The organism is Cytobacillus sp. ABV4_503, assembly GCF_056158445.1.
In genome coordinates, this window is record NZ_JBSWTH010000001.1 from 1,337,186 (window position 1) to 1,356,931 (window position 19,746).

A 19,746-nucleotide genomic window follows, 5' to 3' on the forward strand; every position below is an offset into this window, starting at 1 on the left:
TTTTGTTATTCAATCATAATGCAGGATCTTAAGATAAGCAATCAGTTTGTTTTTTGCAGAAAGTCGATTAATCCCATAGAGCAGACAGCAATATCAACAGAAAGGATCTTATATACAGGGTGGTCAGATGAGATGCCTCTGCTATTTAGATAAGATTTAATTTTTTCTTCAAGCATGGCTTGCGCTGCCTGTGTCTGCTGATCTTTAGTGCCGCCTTCGGAAAGGGCATTTTCACCTGCATGGATGAATATCTTTAGCCAATTTTTAATTTGTCTGTAGACCTCCTTGGGGTTTGAACTCTTTCCGTAATGCCCAAAGAAAATATAATCAAGATCCATTTTTTCGTACATGGCAATCGATTCGAGCATTTTGTCGGGATCGAATTGGTTTGGTGAAGTTGAGGGCAGATACATTTCAATTCCATTTTCTTTTAATTGAGGGTAATATACACCAGCAGTGTCTCCTGTGAACATTCCATTAATAGCAGGGTGAAAGATGCTGAAATGGTGATTAGCGTGTCCGGGTGAATGATAGAATTTAAGCGTGCAATTTGGCCCTATTTCAAGCTCTTCTTCATGTTCTTTTTTGATAATCTTATCCTCCGGAACAGGCAAAATAGGATTAAATAATCCATCGAATTTATCTCCATAAACAGCTTTTGCACCAGCAATTAAGCGTGAAGGATCCGCTAAGTGTCTGGCACCTTTCGGGTGGACAATAACCTTTGCATTCGGACAGTGTGTCAGTAAAAGACCTGTGCCGCCTGCATGGTCAAGATGAATATGGGTAACGATGATATATTCAACTTTCTCAGGTCGAATCTGAAGCTGGCTTAGTCCTTCCAGTATGTAGGGAATTGAAGGGCTTGCCGAAGTTTCGATTAATGTCAGCGCTTCTTCTTTTAAGACATATGTACCGGTACGTTTTTCCAATGAAAGATCAAAATCATCAATTAAATAAAGATTTTCCGCCAATTTTTCAGGTTTTGCCAAAAAAAATCACATCCTTTATTAAGCTTTTGCTTGTACAAACACCTGACAATATTTTATTCTGTTAATATTGGTATGTAAAGCATCGAGCTTGAATATTCTGAATTTAATTCTTTAGGATAGAAACATGCCAAAAGAGAAACCTAAATGTAGAATTATGGGTTTTGTTTTGGAAAGGAGAGAGAGCATGTCACAGCTTCAAGGTATATTAACACGCTTAAAGAGCTTACAGGAACAAGCAACAGGCGGAGAGCCAATGCAAAGATTTTTTGAGGTGAATGGTGAAAGAAAATGCCAGGTAACTTTTCATCCAAAAAATGAAACGTTTGAACTGGAAGTATATTACGATAAAGAAAAGCCAAAAAGATATCAATTCGACAACATTGATATGATCACGATCGAAATTTTCGATTTGATTCAATAATCCACCACATACATAAGGGGCCTTCTGGGCCTCTTTTCTTATTAAAAATAGCTTAAAGAGAAAGCGTGCTATAATATGGAGTATCAATCTCACAGAGGTGTGGAAATGTATTATCTGCTCATGATTTTGCTGTTTTTTACAGTTCTTCTTTTGCTTGCAGATTTAATTAATACAAAAAAAGAAGTAATCAGGATCAGGAAAACTCTTGAAGATCTGAAAGAAATTTTAAAAGAAATTAAGGACTCGAAAAATTAGGCATTGAGAACAATAAATAATAAAGGACCCTTTGATAATGAGGTGAAGCAGAATGATGCCAGTTGTAACATGTCCAGCCTGCATGGCTGAAAAAGACATCGAAGCCGTTTTAACCGCACAGTCCAATCAAAATGTTATTTTTCGCTGTCCAGACTGCGGCTATGAAGTAAAAGACATTCAAACCTGCAAAGGTTAATGGGGCAAAATGCAGGAGACTATGATAAAATGGTTATGAAGTATAACTAATTTTTGAGGAGTTTTCGGCGATGATCAGTCTCCATAGCGAGGAATTTTTAGAATTTAACATTAGTGATTTCATGATTCCTTCTGAACGGGTAGCACATGTTCAGGTTGGCAATAACCTGGAGCATGCACTCTTAGTGCTAACGAAAAGCGGATATACAGCAATACCTGTACTAGACCCGCAATATAAGCTGCATGGCTTAATCAGCACACCCATCATCATGGATTCCATTCTCGGGCTAGAGCGAATCGAATTTGAGCAGATGGAGCAAAAAAGGGTTGAAGAGGCAATGAACAGAAAGATCCCGCGGCTTGATGCTGAGTCTTCTATACAGCAATCGATCGAACTTTTAGTTGACCATCCCTTTATATGTATAGAAAACAAGGAAGGCTACTTTGAGGGAATACTGACTCGCAGAACTGTTTTGGATCAATTAAATAAGCATATTAGACGATTAAATAAGCGATAAAAACCATTCAGCTCCCCGCAGTGGGAGCTTGCTTTATTTTCAATGATGGGAGTCCTGGTGATTTTATTGCCGTCACTTGCTGGTGTTAATCATGTTTTTATTCATTTTGGAGGGGAAATGTTTGAGTCAAACTTTACATAAAAAAATGCCGCAAGGAAAGAGAAAAGTTACGAAAAAGCCTTTTGTGCTTGCTTCAGTTATGCTTGCCATGTTTATGGGGGCTATAGAGGCAACCATTGTTTCAACTGCAATGCCTGCCATTGTTGGAGATTTAGGCGGATTTGCTTTATATAGCTGGGTGTTTTCAGCTTACCTGTTAATGAATGCTGTGACTGTTTTGATTTACGGCAAGCTCTCAGACTTATTTGGGCGGAAGCCTGTTTTGACATTCGGGATTATCATATTTTTAATAGGTTCAATTTTATGCGGTTTTGCTGAATCGATGACAGCTCTAATTATTTTCCGATTAATTCAGGGGTTCGGTGCTGGAGCAGTCATGCCGATTGCAACCACCATTGTCGGGGATATATACACAAAAGAGGAAAGGGCGCAGGTTCAGGGTTATTTATCAAGTGTATGGGGTATTTCAGCCATCATGGGTCCTGCAATAGGCGGGCTTCTTGTTGAATTCGTCAGCTGGCGATATGTTTTTTGGGTTAACATTCCGCTTGGCATCATGGCTATTGCAGGCTTATGGCTTTTCCTTCATGAGAATGTGGAAAGGAAAAAGCATCAGATCGATTATGCAGGTGCTGTGCTATTAACGGTTTCCATTTCATCTCTAATGTTTGTGCTTGTTGAGGGAGGTACAAATTGGGCCTGGAATTCCATTGAATCAATCAGCCTTTTAGCGGTTAGTGTGATTGCCTTTATTTTATTCATCCTGCAGGAACAAAAAGCAGCAGAGCCAATGATGCCTTTTAATATTTGGAAGGAAAAACCGATATTAATTGCTAATTTAGCTTCACTGACAACTGGTGTGATGCTGATCGGGATTTCCAGTTTTCTGCCTGCATTTGTCCAGGGTGTCATGGAAAGATCGCCGATTGTAGCCGGCTTTACACTTACGACCATGTCGATTGGGTGGCCAATAGCTTCTGCAGCTGCAGGCAAGCTTCTCCTGAATATTGGTTTTAGAAGCACCTCTGTAATAGGGGGAGTATTTTTAATTGCAGGGAGTATTTTATTCGTCACACTCACTCCTGAAGCAGGACCTGTCTGGGCGGCGGCTGGAAGCTTTTTGGTCGGGGCCGGCATGGGATTAACGAGCACTGCTTTTATTGTATCCATTCAGAGTACAGTGGAATGGAAGCAAAGGGGAATCGCTACTGCTGCCAATATGTTTATGAGAAATCTTGGCAACACTATAGGAGCAGCCTTGCTGGGCGGAATCCTGAACAGCCAGATCAAATCGTATATACAGAAGAATGGTGAAGGCATAGATGACAGCTTATCTTTAGATTCAGCAAATGTACTTTTAAATGAAGAAGCGAGAAACAGCCTAAATACCGGAGTGAAAGAAATCCTGCAAAATGGTCTCACCGTTTCACTTCATTCAGTGTACTATGCAGTGCTATTATTTGCTGTTATAAGCTTCTTATTGGTAATTGCTCTTCCAAAGCATGAAAAGGAAGTTGCCGATTAAGCGGCCAGAGATCTCTGCATTTACCGTGCAGAGATTTTTATATTCTTAAAGAACTGTATGTATTTTTGGTGCTTCTTTCCATTTTAATGATAATGAAACTTTAATGCGATTAAGATACACTATAAGAAAAAGTTATGAAGGGAAGATGTTTATGTCTTCACTTACGGAATTTCACCTTTTATCAGTGCTGGCACAGGAAATGAATATGAGGAAAGCGGCTGAACGTTTATTTGTTTCGCAGCCAGCCCTTTCACAGCGTCTTGTAAATATTGAAAAAGAATGGGGCAGCAAACTATTCCTACGCTCACAAAAGGGTTTGTCACTGACGCCCGCTGGCGAAATCGTACTACAATTCATTAATGAAGTTCTTGCGAAGGAAGAAAAAGTCAGGGAATCAATTACAGCCTTGAATTCAGAGGTCCATGGGACCTTAAAAATAGCTGTTGCTTCCATCGTAGGGCAAAATTGGCTGCCTCAAGTTCTTAAGAAGTTTGTCAGCCGCTATCCGCAGGCAAAAATTTCTCTGATCACCGGCTGGAGCAGTGAAATATTAAAATCGCTATATGATGATCAGGTTCATATTGGAATTATTAGAGGGACTCCGGACTGGAAGGGGATTAAAATCCCTTTATTTAAGGATAGTCTTTATCTAGTGGATACAGAGATTACAAGGCCGGAGCAGGTCCTTGAAACAGACAGGCCCTTTATTCAGTTTAAGAGTGATTCCAACTATTATCAGGAAATTCAGGACTGGTGGCTGCGGCAGTTCAAAACGTCGCCAAAACGGACGATAGTCGTTGATCAAATTGAGACGTGCAAGCAAATGACTTTCAATGGAATAGGATATGCCATTCTTCCGGCCATTACGCTGAATGGTGCAGAGAAGAATATTTTTAAGATCCCGCTGCTGGATGAAAATAATTTGCCGATTAAGCGTGATACGTGGCTGCTGGGATATGAATCCGCCTTCCAGCTCAAGCAAGTTCAGGCATTTGTTGAGTTAATTAAGGAACATATTGAAGAAGAAGGAAAATGATATCAACCAGTACTTCTATTTTCATTTATTTTTCTTGTTTTCAGCGCTTTTGTTTGTTAAAGTAATGCTAGTTGCAATGTTATACATAGAGGAGGATTTTTAATATGAAAATGATGGATGCCAATGAGATTATTTCATTTATCCAAAACAGCACAAAATCAACACCTGTAAAGGTTTATATTAAAGGTGAATTAGAAGGAATCGACTTCGGTGCTTCAGCAAAGGCCTTTATAAATGGCAGCACTGGTGTGGTATTTGGTGAATGGGCTGAACTTAGCCAGGCGATTGAAGCAAACCAGTCTAAAATTGAAGATTATGTTATTGAGAATGACCGCAGAAACTCAGCGATTCCATTGCTTGATATGAAAAATATTAAAGCCCGCATTGAGCCGGGTGCAATCATCCGAGACCAGGTTGAAATCGGTGATAACGCTGTAATCATGATGGGCGCATCCATTAATATTGGTTCAGTAATCGGTGAAGGTACAATGATTGACATGAATGTTGTCCTTGGCGGAAGAGCTACAGTCGGCAAGAATTGCCATATTGGAGCAGGAACTGTGCTGGCAGGGGTTATTGAGCCTCCTTCAGCAAAACCTGTTGTTGTAGAAGATGATGTTGTAATCGGAGCCAATGCAGTGGTTCTGGAAGGTGTGACGGTTGGGAAGGGAGCCGTAGTTGCGGCAGGTGCGATTGTCATTGACGATGTACCTCCTTTCACTGTGGTGGCAGGAACACCAGCTCGTGTAATTAAAGAGATTGATGAAAAGACTAAGTCTAAAACAGAAATTAAGCAAGAGCTTCGCCAATTATAAGAATTTGAAAAGCGTGGATTGCGATCCGCGCTTTTTCTAAAGGTGAAAATCTTTTGGTTAATTATGACGACTATAGCGTGAATGAAATATATGGGGCATTTTTACAAGGGGGAAGAGTTTTGGTCACAAATAATCCATTCGTTGCATTACGGCGGGAGCTGCACAAAATACCGGAGTTAGGGTTCCGTGAATTTAAAACACAGAAGCTTCTATTAGATTACCTGTATTCCCTTCCTCAGGACTACATGGAAATTAAAACTTGGAAAACGGGTATTTTTGTGAAAATCAGCGGCAGGAATCCTTCCAGGATGATTGGGTATCGTGCTGATATAGACGGCCTCCCAATCATTGAGGAAACTGGTCTGCCGTTCAAGTCCGTGCATAGTGAACAAATGCATGCCTGCGGACATGATTTTCATATGTCGATTGCACTTGGCCTAATAACAAAATTCATTGAAGAACGCATTAACGATGATTTACTGTTTATATTTCAGCCAGCTGAAGAAGGGCCTGGCGGAGCAGAACCCATGCTTAAATCTGAGATAATGAAGGATTGGAAGCCGGATATGATAATGGCCCTACATATTGCTCCAGAGTATCCGGTTGGAACAATCGCATTGAGAGAAGGATTGCTGTTTGCAAACACCTCGGAACTTTTCATTGATATAAAAGGAAAAGGGGGACATGCGGCATATCCGCATAATACCAATGATATGGTCGTGGCAGCATGTACACTGGTCAGCCAGCTTCAGTCCATCATTTCAAGGAACATAGATCCATTGGACAGCGCAGTCGTTACAATCGGAAAAATCACTGGCGGCACCGTGCAAAATATTATTGCTGAAAAAGCAAGGCTTGAAGGTACAATCCGAACGTTATCCCCTGAATCAATGAAAAAAGTAAAAAGCAGAATTCAGGCGCTAGTCAAAGGAATTGAAGCCGGGTATGAATGTGAAGCTTCAATCGATTACGGAAGCATGTATCATCAGGTTTACAATGAGGCAGCCTTAACAAAGGAATTCATGGAGTTTGCCCGCTCCAGTACAGACATAAACGTGGTTGAATGCAGGGAAGCGATGACAGGTGAGGACTTTGGATATATGCTTGAAGAAATTCCAGGCTTCATGTTTTGGCTTGGCGTCAATTCAGAATACGGACTTCATCATGCCAGGCTGAATCCAGATGAAGCAGCAATCGAGAAAGCGATTGAATTGATTGCAGCTTATTTAAGGTATAAAGGTTAACCATTTGCAGCAAGCATTTACTAAATAAAATTGAAAATGTTAAAAAAGCTGATTTCAAAGAACCTTTTTAGGTTCTGCGAAATCAGCTTTTTGCTTACGGCTTTATCCGGCAGCACTTTCTGATCCTGCCTGTTTTTGAATGAGCACCTGATGAGGGAATGGGATTTCGATTCCGTTAGCTTCCAGCGCTTCCTTCAGTGCTTTTCTCAGCTGTCGTTCGACAGCCCACTGTTCCATGTTTTCTGTCTTGGCAATAATTCTTAATACAACATCAGATGAGCCTAATGTTTGTACGCCAATGACATTAGGTCCCTCAACAATCGCCTGGTTTTCTTCGGCTATCTTGTCGCAGGCTTCCTGGAGAACTGTTATAGCTTCATCAATATCGTCATCATAGGAGATTCCTATATCAACCAGTGCGCGCATATTGCCGCGGGAATGATTGCTCAGACTGGTAATCTCCCGGTTGGGGATATAATGCAATGTTCCGTCAAAACTGCGGATTTGTGTAGTTTTTAATCCGATTAGCTCCACTATTCCTGAGTAGCTTCCAGTTGTAACATAATCCCCGACATCAATTTGCCTTTCCAGCAATATAAAAAACCCTGTTACTACATCGCTGACAAGGCCTTGAGCTCCAAAGCCAACCGCTAATCCGACTACACCGGCACCGGCAAGAATGGCAGTTGCTTTTATGCCGAAAATCTGCAGTATCGTAACAGCAAAAATAAAAATAAGTACGTAAGAGAAAATGTTTTTAGCTAGACTTTGCAGTGTCTTCGATCTTCCTGGAGATATTCTTTCCTTCCTTCCGATTCCCTCAAAACTTTTATGTATGATTTTATTCCCCGCAGACTTAACGATTAAAAAGGCAAAATAGATAGCTGCGAGCTTTAATAGAATAAGTCCGGCATCAATCAGCAGGGCTTCCCAATTTATTTGCGATAAATTTAGATTCTCCATTCTAACGCTTCCTTTCAGTATGATTAAAGTCATCATTTTATCTCAACAGCGCTTTATATTCAAACGGTTAGCCTTTCTATCATGTGGACAGCACTAGATAATGGCTGGATGGGGAATTCTAAATTTTAATGCAGTTTTCTAGATTGGAAGCCATATTATCGACTTTCAAGGGCATTAATAATGATTAGGAGCTTTCATAGACTCACTAAAAAGATAGACTTCAAAAAAAGTGGAAAAATCAAACAAAAAGGGGTGGAAAAATAATTCGAAACTCGATATATTTAATATTACGTTCTAACTTTTCTAATTTTTCAGCAAGTTAAAGGGGGAATGCAAATGGAAACATTTAAAAAATTAAAGCAATATTATTGGCCATTCAAACATTATTTTATCTGGTCCATATTCTTTCTGTTTATTGTGACAGCGATAACGGTTGTGTATCCAATGATCCTGCAGCTGACAATTGATGAGGTTGTCATAGGGGGGAATTATGGGTGGATACCCTATTTGGCCTTAGGCTTCATTGCCATAATGGCTGTAAAAGGGGCAGCGACTTATATCCATCAGTACACCGGTGATTTGTTTGGGATCACATCGGTCTATGAACTTAGAAATGTACTTTATGAAAAGCTGCAGTTCTTGCCGTTTAGATATTATGACAATGCAAAAACAGGCGATTTAATGTCGCGGCTTACTGCAGATGTTGAGGGGTTCCGTTTTTTTCTTTCATTCGGATTTTCTGAACTCATTCGTTTTGTTTTACTGATCCTTATCAGTGTTTCTGTCATGTTTTATTATTCTATTCCGCTGGCGATTGTTACTCTTATTACGCTGCCTTTCCTCGCGGTAGTCACCTTTAAATTCGATAAAGCTGTGCATCCGGCATTCCGGAGCATCCGCAAATCCTTTGGGCGGCTGAATACAAAAGTCCAGGAAAACATAAGCGGAATCAATACAGTGAAGTCATTATCACGAGAAGATTTTGAGATTAATAAATTCAATGACTCTAACAGTGACTATAAGGATAAATATCTTTTTACTTCTGATATTTGGGCTAAGTATTTTCCGTTAATGGAGTTTCTGGGCAATTTAAGTGTTGTATTGCTCCTGGCTTACGGAGGTTATCTTGTTATGGCAGACAGTCTGAAGCCAGGGGAACTAGTCGCTTTTTATAGCCTTGTCTGGTATATTATGTGGCCTATTATGAATCTTGGTTTTATCGTTAATCTATTTTCGCAGTCTAAAGCTTCCGGAGAGCGTCTCATTGAGATCCTTGAGGCAGATAATGAGATTGAGGATATAGAATCATGTGTGAAGGCAGAACGTTTGCTGGGTGAGGTGGAATTTCGCAATGTTACGCTGAAATATAGCAAGGATGATAATGACGCTTTATCCAATATCTCTTTTCATGCTGAGCCAGGAAAGGTGATCGGGTTAATAGGCTCGACGGGATCAGGGAAAACGAGCCTAACACAGCTTATGACAAGATTTTATGAGCCAACTGAAGGTCATGTGATTATTGATGGGGTTAATGTGCAGGAGTACTCTCTTCAATCACTGAGAAGAAACATTGGCTTTGTTCTTCAGGAATCTTTTTTGTTTTCTTCTTCGATTAAAGCGAATATTGCATTTGGGAAACCTGATTCCACCATGGAGGACATCATTGAAGCTGCCAAACGTGCACAGGCACATGATTTTATCATGGAACTTCCTGATCAATACGATACCGTACTTGGCGAGAGGGGCATGGGGCTTTCAGGCGGTCAGAAGCAAAGGATTGCGATAGCAAGGGCCATCTGTGCAGATCCCAGCATTTTAGTTTTGGATGATGCAACAAGTGCTGTGGATATGGAAACAGAATTCAGAATACAAAAAGCTCTGAAAGAAGTAATGGCTGATCGAACTACCTTTATCATTGCCCACCGGATTTCTTCACTAAAGCATGCAGATGAAATCCTTGTACTGGAAAACGGGAGAGTGGCTGAACGGGGGACACATGAAAAGCTCCTTAAAAATAATGGCCCATATCAGCGGATTTACGATATTCAATATCAGGACCGCGATAAGGTTCTCCAATCAAATGCAGGCTAGGAGGTGCCCCCTTGAAAAAAACTAAATTAAGAAATGATAATGTGTTAAATAGATTTCAATACTCAGCAGACGAAGTCATTGAGAAGCCGTTTAACTGGAAGCAGATGCTGCGCTTGTTCAGTTATATGGAGCCATACAGAAAAAATTTGCTTCCGCTCTCTATTATAATGGTATTAATAAATACAGCAGTCAGACTGATTATTCCGATCTTAATCGGTGTGTACACATTAGATAAAGCTTTGATTGAAAAGGACGGTCAACTGCTTGCCTTTCTAGTTTCAGTGATTGCGGTTCTCTACACCATTTCATATGCTACAAACTATTTCAGGATTAAATGGATGAATAAGCTGGGCCAAAGTGTAATTTATGATCTGCGGAAACATTTATTTACACACGTACAAACGCTTTCGCATCGTTTTTTTGATCAGCGTTCGGCAGGATCCATACTGGTAAGAATCATGAATGACATAAATTCGCTTCAGGAGCTGTTTACCAATGGAGTCATAAATCTTCTGATGGATCTGATCATGCTTGCAGGGATTTTTATTATTTTATTTACACTTAGCCCTGAACTGACTCTGGCTATAATGGTTATTTTGCCTATCATGTTTTTTATTTCCACTAGTTTGCGGAGAAATATCCGCAGATCGTGGCAAACCGTCCGGTTAAAACAATCCAAATTGAATTCTCACTTAAATGAAAGTATTCAGGGGATAAGGATTACCCAGTCTTTTACACAGGAAAAAGAGAATATGGCATTCTTTGATGGTGTGAATACTGAGAATTTTGAAAGCTGGAGAATTGCATCCCAGAAAAATGCGATGTTCAGGCCGCTGGTTGAATTGACCAATGCCCTGGGTACGGCTGTACTGATTTGGTTTGGGGCACATCTGATTCAGGATGGGTCAATCTCGATCGGTGTATTTGTTTCTTTTGCTTTTTATTTAGGGATGTTCTGGGAGCCTATTTCCCGGCTTGGTATGGTGTATAACCAGCTGCTCATGGGAATGGCTTCATCTGAAAGAATCTTTGAGTTTCTCGATGAGAAACCAATCGTTTCGGAAAGGAACGATGCCTTTCTTTTACCGGAGATAAAAGGTAAGATTGAATTTGAGAATGTCACATTTTCTTATGATGAAAAAAGAACAGCCTTAAATGGGGTTTCCCTTGAGATAAAATCAGGGCAAACTGCGGCGTTAGTCGGGCATACAGGATCGGGTAAAACGACGATTGCGAATTTAATCAGCCGTTTTTATGATCCTTCGGGAGGTTTTGTGAAAATTGATGGCTATGACTTAACGGATGTTTCCTTATCAAGTTTGCGCAGGCAAATCAGTGTGGTGCTGCAGGATACTTTTATATTTTCAGGAACAATCTATGATAACATCCGTTTTGGCAGACCTGATGCAACTGATGAAAAAGTAGTGGAAGCAGCCAAAGCTGTTGGTGCACATGGATTTATTGAAAAACTTTCAAAGGGATACGAAACTGAAGTGGAAGAAAGAGGAAATATATTATCAGTGGGAGAGAGGCAGCTCGTCTCCTTTGCCCGTGCTTTGCTTGCAGATCCGCGGATTCTTATACTTGATGAAGCTACTGCCAGTATTGACACTGAGACAGAGGTGAAAATTCAGCATGCTTTAAAAACACTTCTGAAGGGAAGAACAGCCATTATTATTGCCCATAGGCTATCTACGATCCGTGAATCCGATCAAATCTTTGTGCTGGATCATGGAAATATATTAGAACAAGGAAATCATGAAGAATTGATGAATGCAAAAGGTGAATATTATCATTTGGTAAAAGCACAGTTCAATATGCTTGATGCAATGTGAATGAACAAAATGAAACCTCCGAGCGGAGGTTTTATTTTGTCAGGAAGGAACATATTATGGATAGACTCCTGTCTGTGCTATTATGGTATTATTGTCTATATTGCTAACTTTGCTGGGGGAAGATAGGATGAAAAAAGAATTTGCTGTTATCGGACTTGGACGTTTTGGAGGAAGCATCTGCCATGCTCTGGCAGAAGAAGGCATGGAAGTAATGGCGATTGATGTAAATGAAGACCGTGTGAACGAATTTGCGAGAATCGCTTCACACGCAGTGGTTGGCGATACTACGGATGAATCCGTTATCAAGAGTTTGGGAATACGCAATTTTGACCATGTTATAGTGGCGATTGGCGATAATATTCAGGCATCTATCCTGACCACATTAATTTTAAAAGAGGTAGGAGTTAAAAGGATTACGGTTAAGGCTCAAAATGATTATCATGCAAAGGTATTGAGGAAAATAGGAGCAGATCATGTTGTTCATCCTGAAAGGGATATGGGCAGAAGGATTGCCCATAGTATCGTTTCAAATAATGTTCTGGATTATTTGGAACTATCGGATGAGCATAGCATTGTAGAAATCGTGGCTAATGAAAAACTTGCCGGCCATAGCATTATTGATCTTGATATCCGTGCAAAGTACGGTATCAACATTGTTGCAATCAAAAGAAAAAATGAAATTATCGTATCTCCGCAGGCGAATGAAAAAATACAATTTGACGACATCCTAATTGTTATTGGAGCAGACGTAGATATCAACCGTTTTGAAAAGAAAGTGATGTCTTAATTTGAAAAGGCTGTATCTCTCAAGTGAGTGATACAGCCTTTATTTTATACAAAATACATTATAGATCTACACACGCCAATAAAGGTTTTAAACTTCCATGATAATCGGTAAAATCATTGGACGGCGCTTTGTTTTTTCATAAAGGAATGGTGCAAGTGTGTCAGTGATTTCATTCTTGATTTCTGACCATTGAGTTGTTCTGCGTTCCATAACCTTGCTTAAGTGTTTTGTAATAAGTGCCTGTGCATCATTGATTAAATCTCCGGATTCCCTCATGTAGACGAATCCGCGGGAAATTAAGTCAGGGCCGGCGGCAATTTTGAAATCCTTCATATTGATGCTTACTACGACAACCACTAAACCTTCTTCAGAAAGAATGCGGCGGTCCCGTAAAACGATATTTCCGATATCACCGATTCCGCTTCCATCAATATAAACAGAACCAGACGGTATTTTTCCTGCTACTTGAGCAGAATCTTCGCTGAGGGCCAGTACTTCACCATTATCCATGATGAAGCAGTTCTCTTCATCCACTCCACAATCCACAGCTAATTTGGCATGCATTTTCTGCATTCTGTATTCACCATGAATCGGCATGAAGAATTTTGGCTTAATTAAGCGAAGCATTAGTTTTTGTTCTTCCTGACCGCCATGACCTGATGTATGAATATCGCTTAGCTTGCCATATATGACTTCTGCACCTGCACGGGAAAGTCTGTCAATGGTTCTGCTGACACTAATTGTGTTCCCGGGAATGGGAGAGGAAGAGAATACAACAGTGTCGCCAGGAATGATTTGGATCTGGCGATGCGTTCCGTTAGCAATTCTTGATAGGGCTGCCATTGGCTCTCCCTGGCTTCCTGTACATAGTATAGTCACCTGATTGGCTGGAAGTCTATTAATTTGATGCGCATCAATAAAGGTGTCTTTTGGTGCCTGAATATAACCCAATTCCTGTCCGATATTTATAGCTGCTTCCATGCTTCTTCCAAAAACAGCAATTTTTCTGCCATTCGTGACGGCCGCTTCAGTCACCTGCTGAAGACGGTGGATATTTGAAGCGAAAGTGGCAAAGATAATCCGTCCTTCAACTTTGCGGAAGATATCATGAATACTGTCGCCAACCCGGCGTTCAGACATAGTGAATTCAGGTATTTCGCTGTTTGTGCTGTCAGAAAGCAGGCAAAGGACGCCTTCCTTTCCGATTTCAGCCATTTTTGTCAGGTTGGCCGGTTCTCCCACAGGAGTGAAGTCAAATTTGAAATCCCCAGTGTGAACAACTTGTCCAGGCGGTGTTTTAACAACGATGCCATATGAATCAGGGATACTGTGAGTCGTCCGGAAAAAAGTTACGGATGTTTTTCTGAACTTAATGATATCGTCTTCCTTGATTTCATGAAGAGTGGTTTGTCTCAAGAGTCCGTGTTCTTCAAGTTTATTTCTAAGCAGGCCAAGGGCCAGCTTTCCGCCGTAGACCGGAATATTAACTTCTCTTAGGAGATATGGAATTCCTCCAATATGGTCTTCATGTCCATGAGTGATAAATAATCCCTTGATCTTATCTTCGTTTTTCACTAAGTAAGTGTAATCAGGAATAACATAATCGATTCCGAGAAGTTCGTCCTCAGGGAATTTAATTCCAGCATCAATTAGGATAATCTCATCCTGGAATTGCACAGCATAAGTATTTTTTCCGATTTCACCCAGTCCGCCCAGAGCAAAAACGGCTGTTTGATCATTTTTAACAAATTTCATAAATTACTCAATCTCCAATACTTTAAAGTCTTCATTTTGTTTTTCATATTCCAGGAATTCTCCTTGGACAGATGTTACAAATTCAATATTATAGTTGCGGTCAGCCAGCTTTTTGCGTACGTCTCTTTCAGAATCGCCTTCCACAAAAATAGTTTTTGTTTTTTCTCTAACCGGTACCTCTGTCTTAGAATCCTGATAATATACCTTGAAAATCATTTCTATCTCTCCTTAATCCGATAAAAAACTTTTATCTAATATATAAAATAATAACATGTATTACATGTTTTTTCCTGCCGGATATGAATAATAAATTCATCTCAGTCCTAATATGCTCCCGAATCTATGTAAAAAAGTATACTGATAACCAATTTACAATAAGGAAGGAGCCCTTCGCAAGTTTGAAGGGCTCAAATTTGTCAGGCAATAGATTTTTTTCGAAGCATTTCATTCCACTGTTTTAAAAGCTTCTTTCTCAGCTTCTTTAACATAGTGGATCAACTCCTTACTTTCTATTTTAAACGATCCTTGTCCAAAGTAAAGGCAGCAAGGACGTTTTAAACAGATTTTTGTAAATAATGAGGTCTTTTTACTAACGGTCTAGCGCAAGCAGCCCTGCCCCTCGAGGGTGTAAGTGGGGGAAGGAGCTTCCGCTTTTCTTAATTATATTATATGGTAAGATAGTTAAATCTCTCGTGGATAAAAATGGAAATATCCATTGTTTATAGCACGGAAATTGACTTTTTAACTTTGTGGGTTTAGTGTTTTATTACGGTAAATCATATGGAAATCATATAATAGCAGCCAGTAAAATAACGCTTGAAAGGAAGTTAATTTTTAAATGAAAAAGATTGTTTTCTTTGATATAGATGGGACTTTATTAGATCACGATAAAAACTTGCCGGACAGTACGAAAGAGGCAATCGTCAAGCTGAAAAAGAATGGGACTTTCGTGGCAATTGCTACCGGCAGGGCTCCTTTCATGTTTGAAAGTCTTCGCAGCGATCTTGATATTGATTCATTTGTCAGCTTTAATGGTCAATATGTAGTATTCGAAAACGAACCTATTTACCGGAATCCTCTAAAATCATCTGAGATTGAAAAGCTATACCTGCATGCACAGTCAAACGGGCATCCATTGGTGTTTATGAATGAGAAAACGATGAAATCTACTGTACACCACCATGCATTTATTGAGGAAAGCATGGGGAGCTTAAAGTTCCCGCATCCGGAGGAAGATCGTGAGTTTTACAGCGGCAGGGAATTATATCAATCGCTGCTGTTCTGTGAGGAAAAGGATGAGGAAAAGTATATTTCTTCTTCTATATATCCTGATTTTGGCTTTATCAGGTGGCATCCATACTCTGTTGATGTTTTGCCTGCAGGCGGGTCTAAAGCTGAGGGAATAAAACAAATGATAAAAAGGCTTGGGTTTGATTTGAAGGATGTATATGCGTTTGGAGATGGACTAAATGATATAGAGATGCTTAACGCTGTCGGAACCGGGATAGCAATGGGCAATGCAGAAGATGTGGTTAAGAAGGCAGCAGACCATGTAACTTCCGGCGTGGACGATGAAGGAATTTGGAAGGGACTAAAGGAACTTCAATTAATATAGAAAATGAAGGAAAGCATCCGTTTAATTATCTGGAGGCTTTCCTTTTGTTATGCTATGCAGCAGCAATCTACCGTTCTATAGCAATTGCATTTTCAATCGGCTGAAACGGATTTTGTTTATTAATGTGATCGTAAAACATGATTCCGTTCAGATGATCAATTTCGTGCTGAAATACAATGGCTGGCAGCCCTTTAAGCTTAAGTTTAACTTCTTTGCCCTCCAGGTCGGTACCTTTTACAGTCACTTTTGCATATCTGGGCACAAAACCGGGTATGGATTCATCAACAGATAGACAGCCCTCCCCAGCAGCCAGATAAGAACGCTGCACAGAATGGCTGATGATCTTAGGGTTAAAGAGAGCATAACTGTATAGCTCCTGGTTATAGGTAACATGAACAGCGATCATCCGCCTCGAAATATTAATTTGAGGAGCAGCTAAACCAATGCCGGCCCTTAAGCCATATTTTGCAGAAAGCTCTGGATCCTGGCTGTTTTTTACATATTCCATCATTTCTTTTAAGATTTGTATTTCTTCTGAAGATGGAGGCATGTTCACTTCCGCGGCAATTTTCCTTAAAGTTGGGTGGCCGTCGCGAATAATATCTTTCATGCTCAGCATGATTATCACTCCCGCTAAGTAATAAAGAATAGAAAAATGGCTAAATTATTGGCAAGAAGATCAAATGGCATAGCCCAAAAAAGCCATGTGTCTATTTAATTATATTCAGTCTATCAGAGCGGGGCAAAAAAGTTAATAAGAGAAGGCGCCCTTGGCACCTTCTCAAGTAATTAAAACTTCCAGCAAGCGCAGCCAACTATGATTAAGAGAATGAATAATACTACAATTAACGCAAATCCTCTGCCGCAGCCGGCTCCTGCTACTGGATAACCGCATCCATAACCGTATCCGCCATATCCGTACATGAAGGATAACCTCCCTAAAGTAAGATTATCGTCCATTTTTTTTTGACTTGCCGCATCGGACGATTAATATAGCCTATGTTTCATATGATGTTTGGTGTAGGCCTTTGCCCAAGTCATAAAGGAAAAATGAAGTGAATAGATTTAAATTATACTTGTAAAAAGGACAAGCTCTGCAATGGTGCGAAGTGTGTCAAACCAAAGGGCTATTGTCAAACCGGACAGGTACCTTTATAGTTAAAAATGTTATTAGTAAGGAGGTTTCAATGTGTCGATTTTGAACAAAAGCAGACTGCTGCTTGTTTTTATCATAGGGGCTTTCATCCTCACAGGCTGTATGAACAGTCCTGATCCGGAGGAAAAAATGTATGATGTGCTGGAGGATGTAGTAGCTAAAGAAAAGGAATTTGAGAAGCAGCAGGAACCGCTCGTAAAGCTGGAGAAAAGAGAAAAGGAATTATACGATAAAATTATCAACCTGGGAATGAAGGATTTCGAGGAAATTAAAAAGCTGTCTGATGAAGCTTCCTCCATTGTGGATCAGCGGATAACTCATATGGAGAAAGAGCAGGAAAGCATCCTGGCGTCAAAAAATGAATTTGAATCATTATCTCCGATCATAGAGGAGATAGAGGATCAAAAATTAAAAGATAAAGCCAAAGAGCTGTATGAAATTATGATGGACAGGTATAAAATCCATGACACTCTTTACGAGGATTATTCGAAAGCGACGCAATTAGATAAAGAGTTATATGCCATGTTTAAAAAGGAAGATCTTACTCTAGAACAGCTGGAAGACCAGGTAAGCAAAATAAATGACATGTATGAAAAAATACTGGCTTCAAATAAGCAGTTCAATGAAAAAACAAAAGAGTATAATGAATCAAAACTGGATTTCTATAAAGAAGCAGGTCTTGAAGTAAATACAGAAGAATAATATTAATGCCGGCATATTTATGCCCGGCATTTTTTTGCTTTTTGGCTATTCTAAAAGCATGAATGGAAGGAAACAGAGACTCACAATGAATCCGCTTTCTGTTTGGGAGCAGTTCTTTTTATTTTAAGATAATGACAGGTGATTTTTCTTTACTATAACACATCAAAATATAAGAGTTTTTTATAGTACAGATAGAAATAAGCAGATAATACAGTTTAGGTTATCAATAAAAAATATAAAAAGTATGCTTACTGTGAAAAACAAAAAGCAAGGTAATTGACTAAGGTCTTGAAGGTGTATTAAACTAAATCTCGTAATTATTTCTGTATCAATTATGTTGCAAAATAAATTGATACAGAATATGATAGTTAAAGATGAACAGAAAGACGTTTTTTTAGAAGTGATCTGTGGAACACTATTTAAAAGTATGCATATGGCAGTCACATGTTCTGCTATTTAGAGATGCTTAATAAAACATGCCTAAATGAGAAAACTTTATGCCTTTGAAAGAGTATCTAATATGGCTTCGTTTTGGGTAACCTAAATTTTGTGTATAAAAACTCTTAATTAACGTCTTTTTATGAAAGGAAAGGGTGACTGATATGGCTTCTAAAACAAAGAAGGCACAATTCGATGCTAAAAAACAGCTCGAAACAGTTGAAGAACAGTTCCAAACTCTACAAATTTTAAACGAAGAAGGCAAGGTTGTTAATGAATCAGCTATGCCTGACTTAAGCGATGAGCAGCTTCAGGAATTAATGCGCCGTATGGTATATACTCGCATTCTTGATCAGCGATCTATTTCACTTAACAGACAAGGCCGTTTGGGCTTCTATGCTCCTACTGCAGGACAGGAAGCTTCTCAGCTTGCATCCCATTTTGCATTGGAGAAAGAAGATTTCATTCTTCCAGGATATCGTGATGTTCCTCAAATCATATGGCACGGCCTTCCGTTATACCAGGCTTTCCTATGGTCCCGCGGACACTTCGAAGGCGGAAACATCCCTGAAGGTGTAAATGTCATTTCACCTCAGATTATCATTGGAGCCCAATATATTCAGACTGCAGGGGTCGCTCTTGGAATGAAGAAGCGCGGCGAAAAGAAAGTTGCCATCACTTATACTGGCGACGGCGGTGCTTCACAAGGTGACTTCTATGAAGGCATCAACTTTGCAGGAGCATTCAAAGCACCTGCAATCTTCATTGTTCAAAATAATCGCTTTGCCATCTCTACTCCTGTAGAAAAGCAATCAGCCGCGAAAACAATTGCACAAAAAGCAGTGGCAGCCGGAATACCTGGAATTCAGGTTGATGGTATGGATCCGCTTGCTGTGTATGCAGCTGTTCGTGAAGCGCGTGAACGTGCATTGAATGGTGAAGGTCCTACACTAATCGAAACTTTGACTTACCGCTACGGTCCACACACAATGGCTGGTGACGATCCAACACGTTACCGTACTTCTGATCTTGATAATGAATGGGAAAAGAAAGATCCGCTTGTTCGTTTCCGCAAGTTCCTTGAAGATAAGGGCATCTGGAATGAAGACATGGAAAACGAAGTAATTGAACAAGCAAAAGAAGATATTAAAGAAGCAATTAAAAAGGCTGATGACACACCTAAACAAAAGGTTACTGACCTTATGAACATCATGTATGAAGAAATGCCTTATAACCTAAAAGAACAGTATGAAATATACAAAGAAAAGGAGTCGAAGTAAGCC

At 39.8% G+C, this 19,746-nt stretch carries 20 protein-coding genes; 14 read left to right on the plus strand and 6 right to left on the minus strand.

Going from position 1 to position 19,746, the window contains the following annotated elements:
- Positions 1-41: 41 nt before the first annotated feature.
- Complete coding sequence (locus tag ACXAD1_RS06825; protein WP_206835947.1) at positions 42-992, minus strand: MBL fold metallo-hydrolase; 951 nt, start codon at positions 990-992, stop codon at positions 42-44.
- 184 nt (positions 993-1,176) lie between these two features.
- Here ACXAD1_RS06825 and ACXAD1_RS06830 point away from each other — a divergent pair, with 184 nt between their 5' ends.
- The 8 genes from ACXAD1_RS06830 to ACXAD1_RS06865 all read left to right on the plus strand — a co-directional run bounded on the left by ACXAD1_RS06830 (position 1,177) and on the right by ACXAD1_RS06865 (position 7,121).
- Positions 1,177-1,413, plus strand: coding sequence for a YkuJ family protein (locus ACXAD1_RS06830; RefSeq protein WP_019381663.1), 237 nt, complete (start codon positions 1,177-1,179; stop codon positions 1,411-1,413).
- Positions 1,414-1,518: 105 nt separating this feature from the next.
- Entirely contained in the window at positions 1,519-1,668 is a 150-nt protein-coding gene (locus ACXAD1_RS06835; RefSeq protein WP_474909711.1) for a hypothetical protein, read from the plus strand.
- Positions 1,669-1,720: 52 nt separating this feature from the next.
- The gene (locus ACXAD1_RS06840) at positions 1,721-1,864 is read left to right on the plus strand and encodes a hypothetical protein (RefSeq protein ID WP_474909712.1); all 144 of its coding nucleotides are present in this window, start codon (positions 1,721-1,723) and stop codon (positions 1,862-1,864) included.
- Between the two features lie 70 nt (positions 1,865-1,934).
- On the plus strand, positions 1,935-2,381 hold the full coding sequence (gene cbpB, locus ACXAD1_RS06845) for a cyclic-di-AMP-binding protein CbpB (RefSeq protein ID WP_206835955.1): 447 nt from the start codon (positions 1,935-1,937) through the stop codon (positions 2,379-2,381).
- A gap of 145 nt (positions 2,382-2,526) precedes the next feature.
- A complete protein-coding gene (locus ACXAD1_RS06850) occupies positions 2,527-4,026 on the plus strand; it encodes an MDR family MFS transporter (protein ID WP_474911288.1) in 1,500 nt (499 codons plus the stop codon).
- Positions 4,027-4,177: 151 nt separating this feature from the next.
- A complete protein-coding gene (locus tag ACXAD1_RS06855; protein ID WP_113881776.1) occupies positions 4,178-5,062 on the plus strand; it encodes a LysR family transcriptional regulator in 885 nt (294 codons plus the stop codon).
- Between the two features lie 104 nt (positions 5,063-5,166).
- Positions 5,167-5,877 carry a 2,3,4,5-tetrahydropyridine-2,6-dicarboxylate N-acetyltransferase gene (gene dapD, locus ACXAD1_RS06860; protein ID WP_206835958.1) on the plus strand — a complete coding sequence of 237 codons (711 nt, stop codon included), beginning with the start codon at positions 5,167-5,169 and terminating at the stop codon, positions 5,875-5,877.
- A gap of 119 nt (positions 5,878-5,996) precedes the next feature.
- Complete coding sequence (locus ACXAD1_RS06865; protein WP_474909713.1) at positions 5,997-7,121, plus strand: N-acetyldiaminopimelate deacetylase; 1,125 nt, start codon at positions 5,997-5,999, stop codon at positions 7,119-7,121.
- A 102-nt stretch (positions 7,122-7,223) separates the two neighbouring features.
- Here the strand turns inward: ACXAD1_RS06865 and ACXAD1_RS06870 are convergent, their stop codons facing one another.
- Positions 7,224-8,084 (minus strand): mechanosensitive ion channel family protein, encoded by an 861-nt coding sequence (locus tag ACXAD1_RS06870; protein ID WP_474909714.1) that lies wholly within the window; start codon positions 8,082-8,084, stop codon positions 7,224-7,226.
- A 336-nt stretch (positions 8,085-8,420) separates the two neighbouring features.
- Between ACXAD1_RS06870 and ACXAD1_RS06875 the strand changes: the two genes are divergently transcribed.
- From ACXAD1_RS06875 to ACXAD1_RS06885, 3 genes are all read left to right on the plus strand, one after another.
- Positions 8,421-10,175, plus strand: a complete 1,755-nt coding sequence (locus ACXAD1_RS06875) for an ABC transporter ATP-binding protein (protein WP_474909715.1) — start codon at positions 8,421-8,423, stop codon at positions 10,173-10,175.
- 11 nt (positions 10,176-10,186) lie between these two features.
- Positions 10,187-12,010, plus strand: coding sequence for an ABC transporter ATP-binding protein (locus ACXAD1_RS06880; protein WP_474909716.1), 1,824 nt, complete (start codon positions 10,187-10,189; stop codon positions 12,008-12,010).
- 127 nt (positions 12,011-12,137) lie between these two features.
- Positions 12,138-12,797: a potassium channel family protein gene (locus ACXAD1_RS06885; protein WP_206835972.1), complete on the plus strand. Its 660-nt coding sequence runs from the start codon at positions 12,138-12,140 to the stop codon at positions 12,795-12,797.
- Positions 12,798-12,884: 87 nt separating this feature from the next.
- Here the strand turns inward: ACXAD1_RS06885 and rnjA are convergent, their stop codons facing one another.
- Entirely contained in the window at positions 12,885-14,552 is a 1,668-nt protein-coding gene (gene rnjA / locus ACXAD1_RS06890; protein WP_009330987.1) for a ribonuclease J1, read from the minus strand.
- 3 nt (positions 14,553-14,555) lie between these two features.
- A complete protein-coding gene (locus ACXAD1_RS06895) occupies positions 14,556-14,768 on the minus strand; it encodes a DNA-dependent RNA polymerase subunit epsilon (protein ID WP_113881784.1) in 213 nt (70 codons plus the stop codon).
- Positions 14,769-15,390: 622 nt separating this feature from the next.
- On the opposite strand from ACXAD1_RS06895, the gene ACXAD1_RS06900 reads away from it, so the two are divergent.
- Entirely contained in the window at positions 15,391-16,167 is a 777-nt protein-coding gene (locus ACXAD1_RS06900; RefSeq protein WP_206835975.1) for a Cof-type HAD-IIB family hydrolase, read from the plus strand.
- Between the two features lie 67 nt (positions 16,168-16,234).
- Here the strand turns inward: ACXAD1_RS06900 and def are convergent, their stop codons facing one another.
- Complete coding sequence (gene def, locus ACXAD1_RS06905) at positions 16,235-16,786, minus strand: peptide deformylase (RefSeq protein WP_370221800.1); 552 nt, start codon at positions 16,784-16,786, stop codon at positions 16,235-16,237.
- Positions 16,787-16,956: 170 nt separating this feature from the next.
- Entirely contained in the window at positions 16,957-17,091 is a 135-nt protein-coding gene (locus tag ACXAD1_RS06910; protein WP_081757237.1) for a YjcZ family sporulation protein, read from the minus strand.
- A 265-nt stretch (positions 17,092-17,356) separates the two neighbouring features.
- Here ACXAD1_RS06910 and ACXAD1_RS06915 point away from each other — a divergent pair, with 265 nt between their 5' ends.
- Positions 17,357-18,025: a YkyA family protein gene (locus tag ACXAD1_RS06915; protein ID WP_370221798.1), complete on the plus strand. Its 669-nt coding sequence runs from the start codon at positions 17,357-17,359 to the stop codon at positions 18,023-18,025.
- A 602-nt stretch (positions 18,026-18,627) separates the two neighbouring features.
- Positions 18,628-19,743 carry a pyruvate dehydrogenase (acetyl-transferring) E1 component subunit alpha gene (gene pdhA, locus ACXAD1_RS06920; RefSeq protein WP_009330982.1) on the plus strand — a complete coding sequence of 372 codons (1,116 nt, stop codon included), beginning with the start codon at positions 18,628-18,630 and terminating at the stop codon, positions 19,741-19,743.
- The last annotated feature ends 3 nt before the right edge of the window (positions 19,744-19,746 follow it).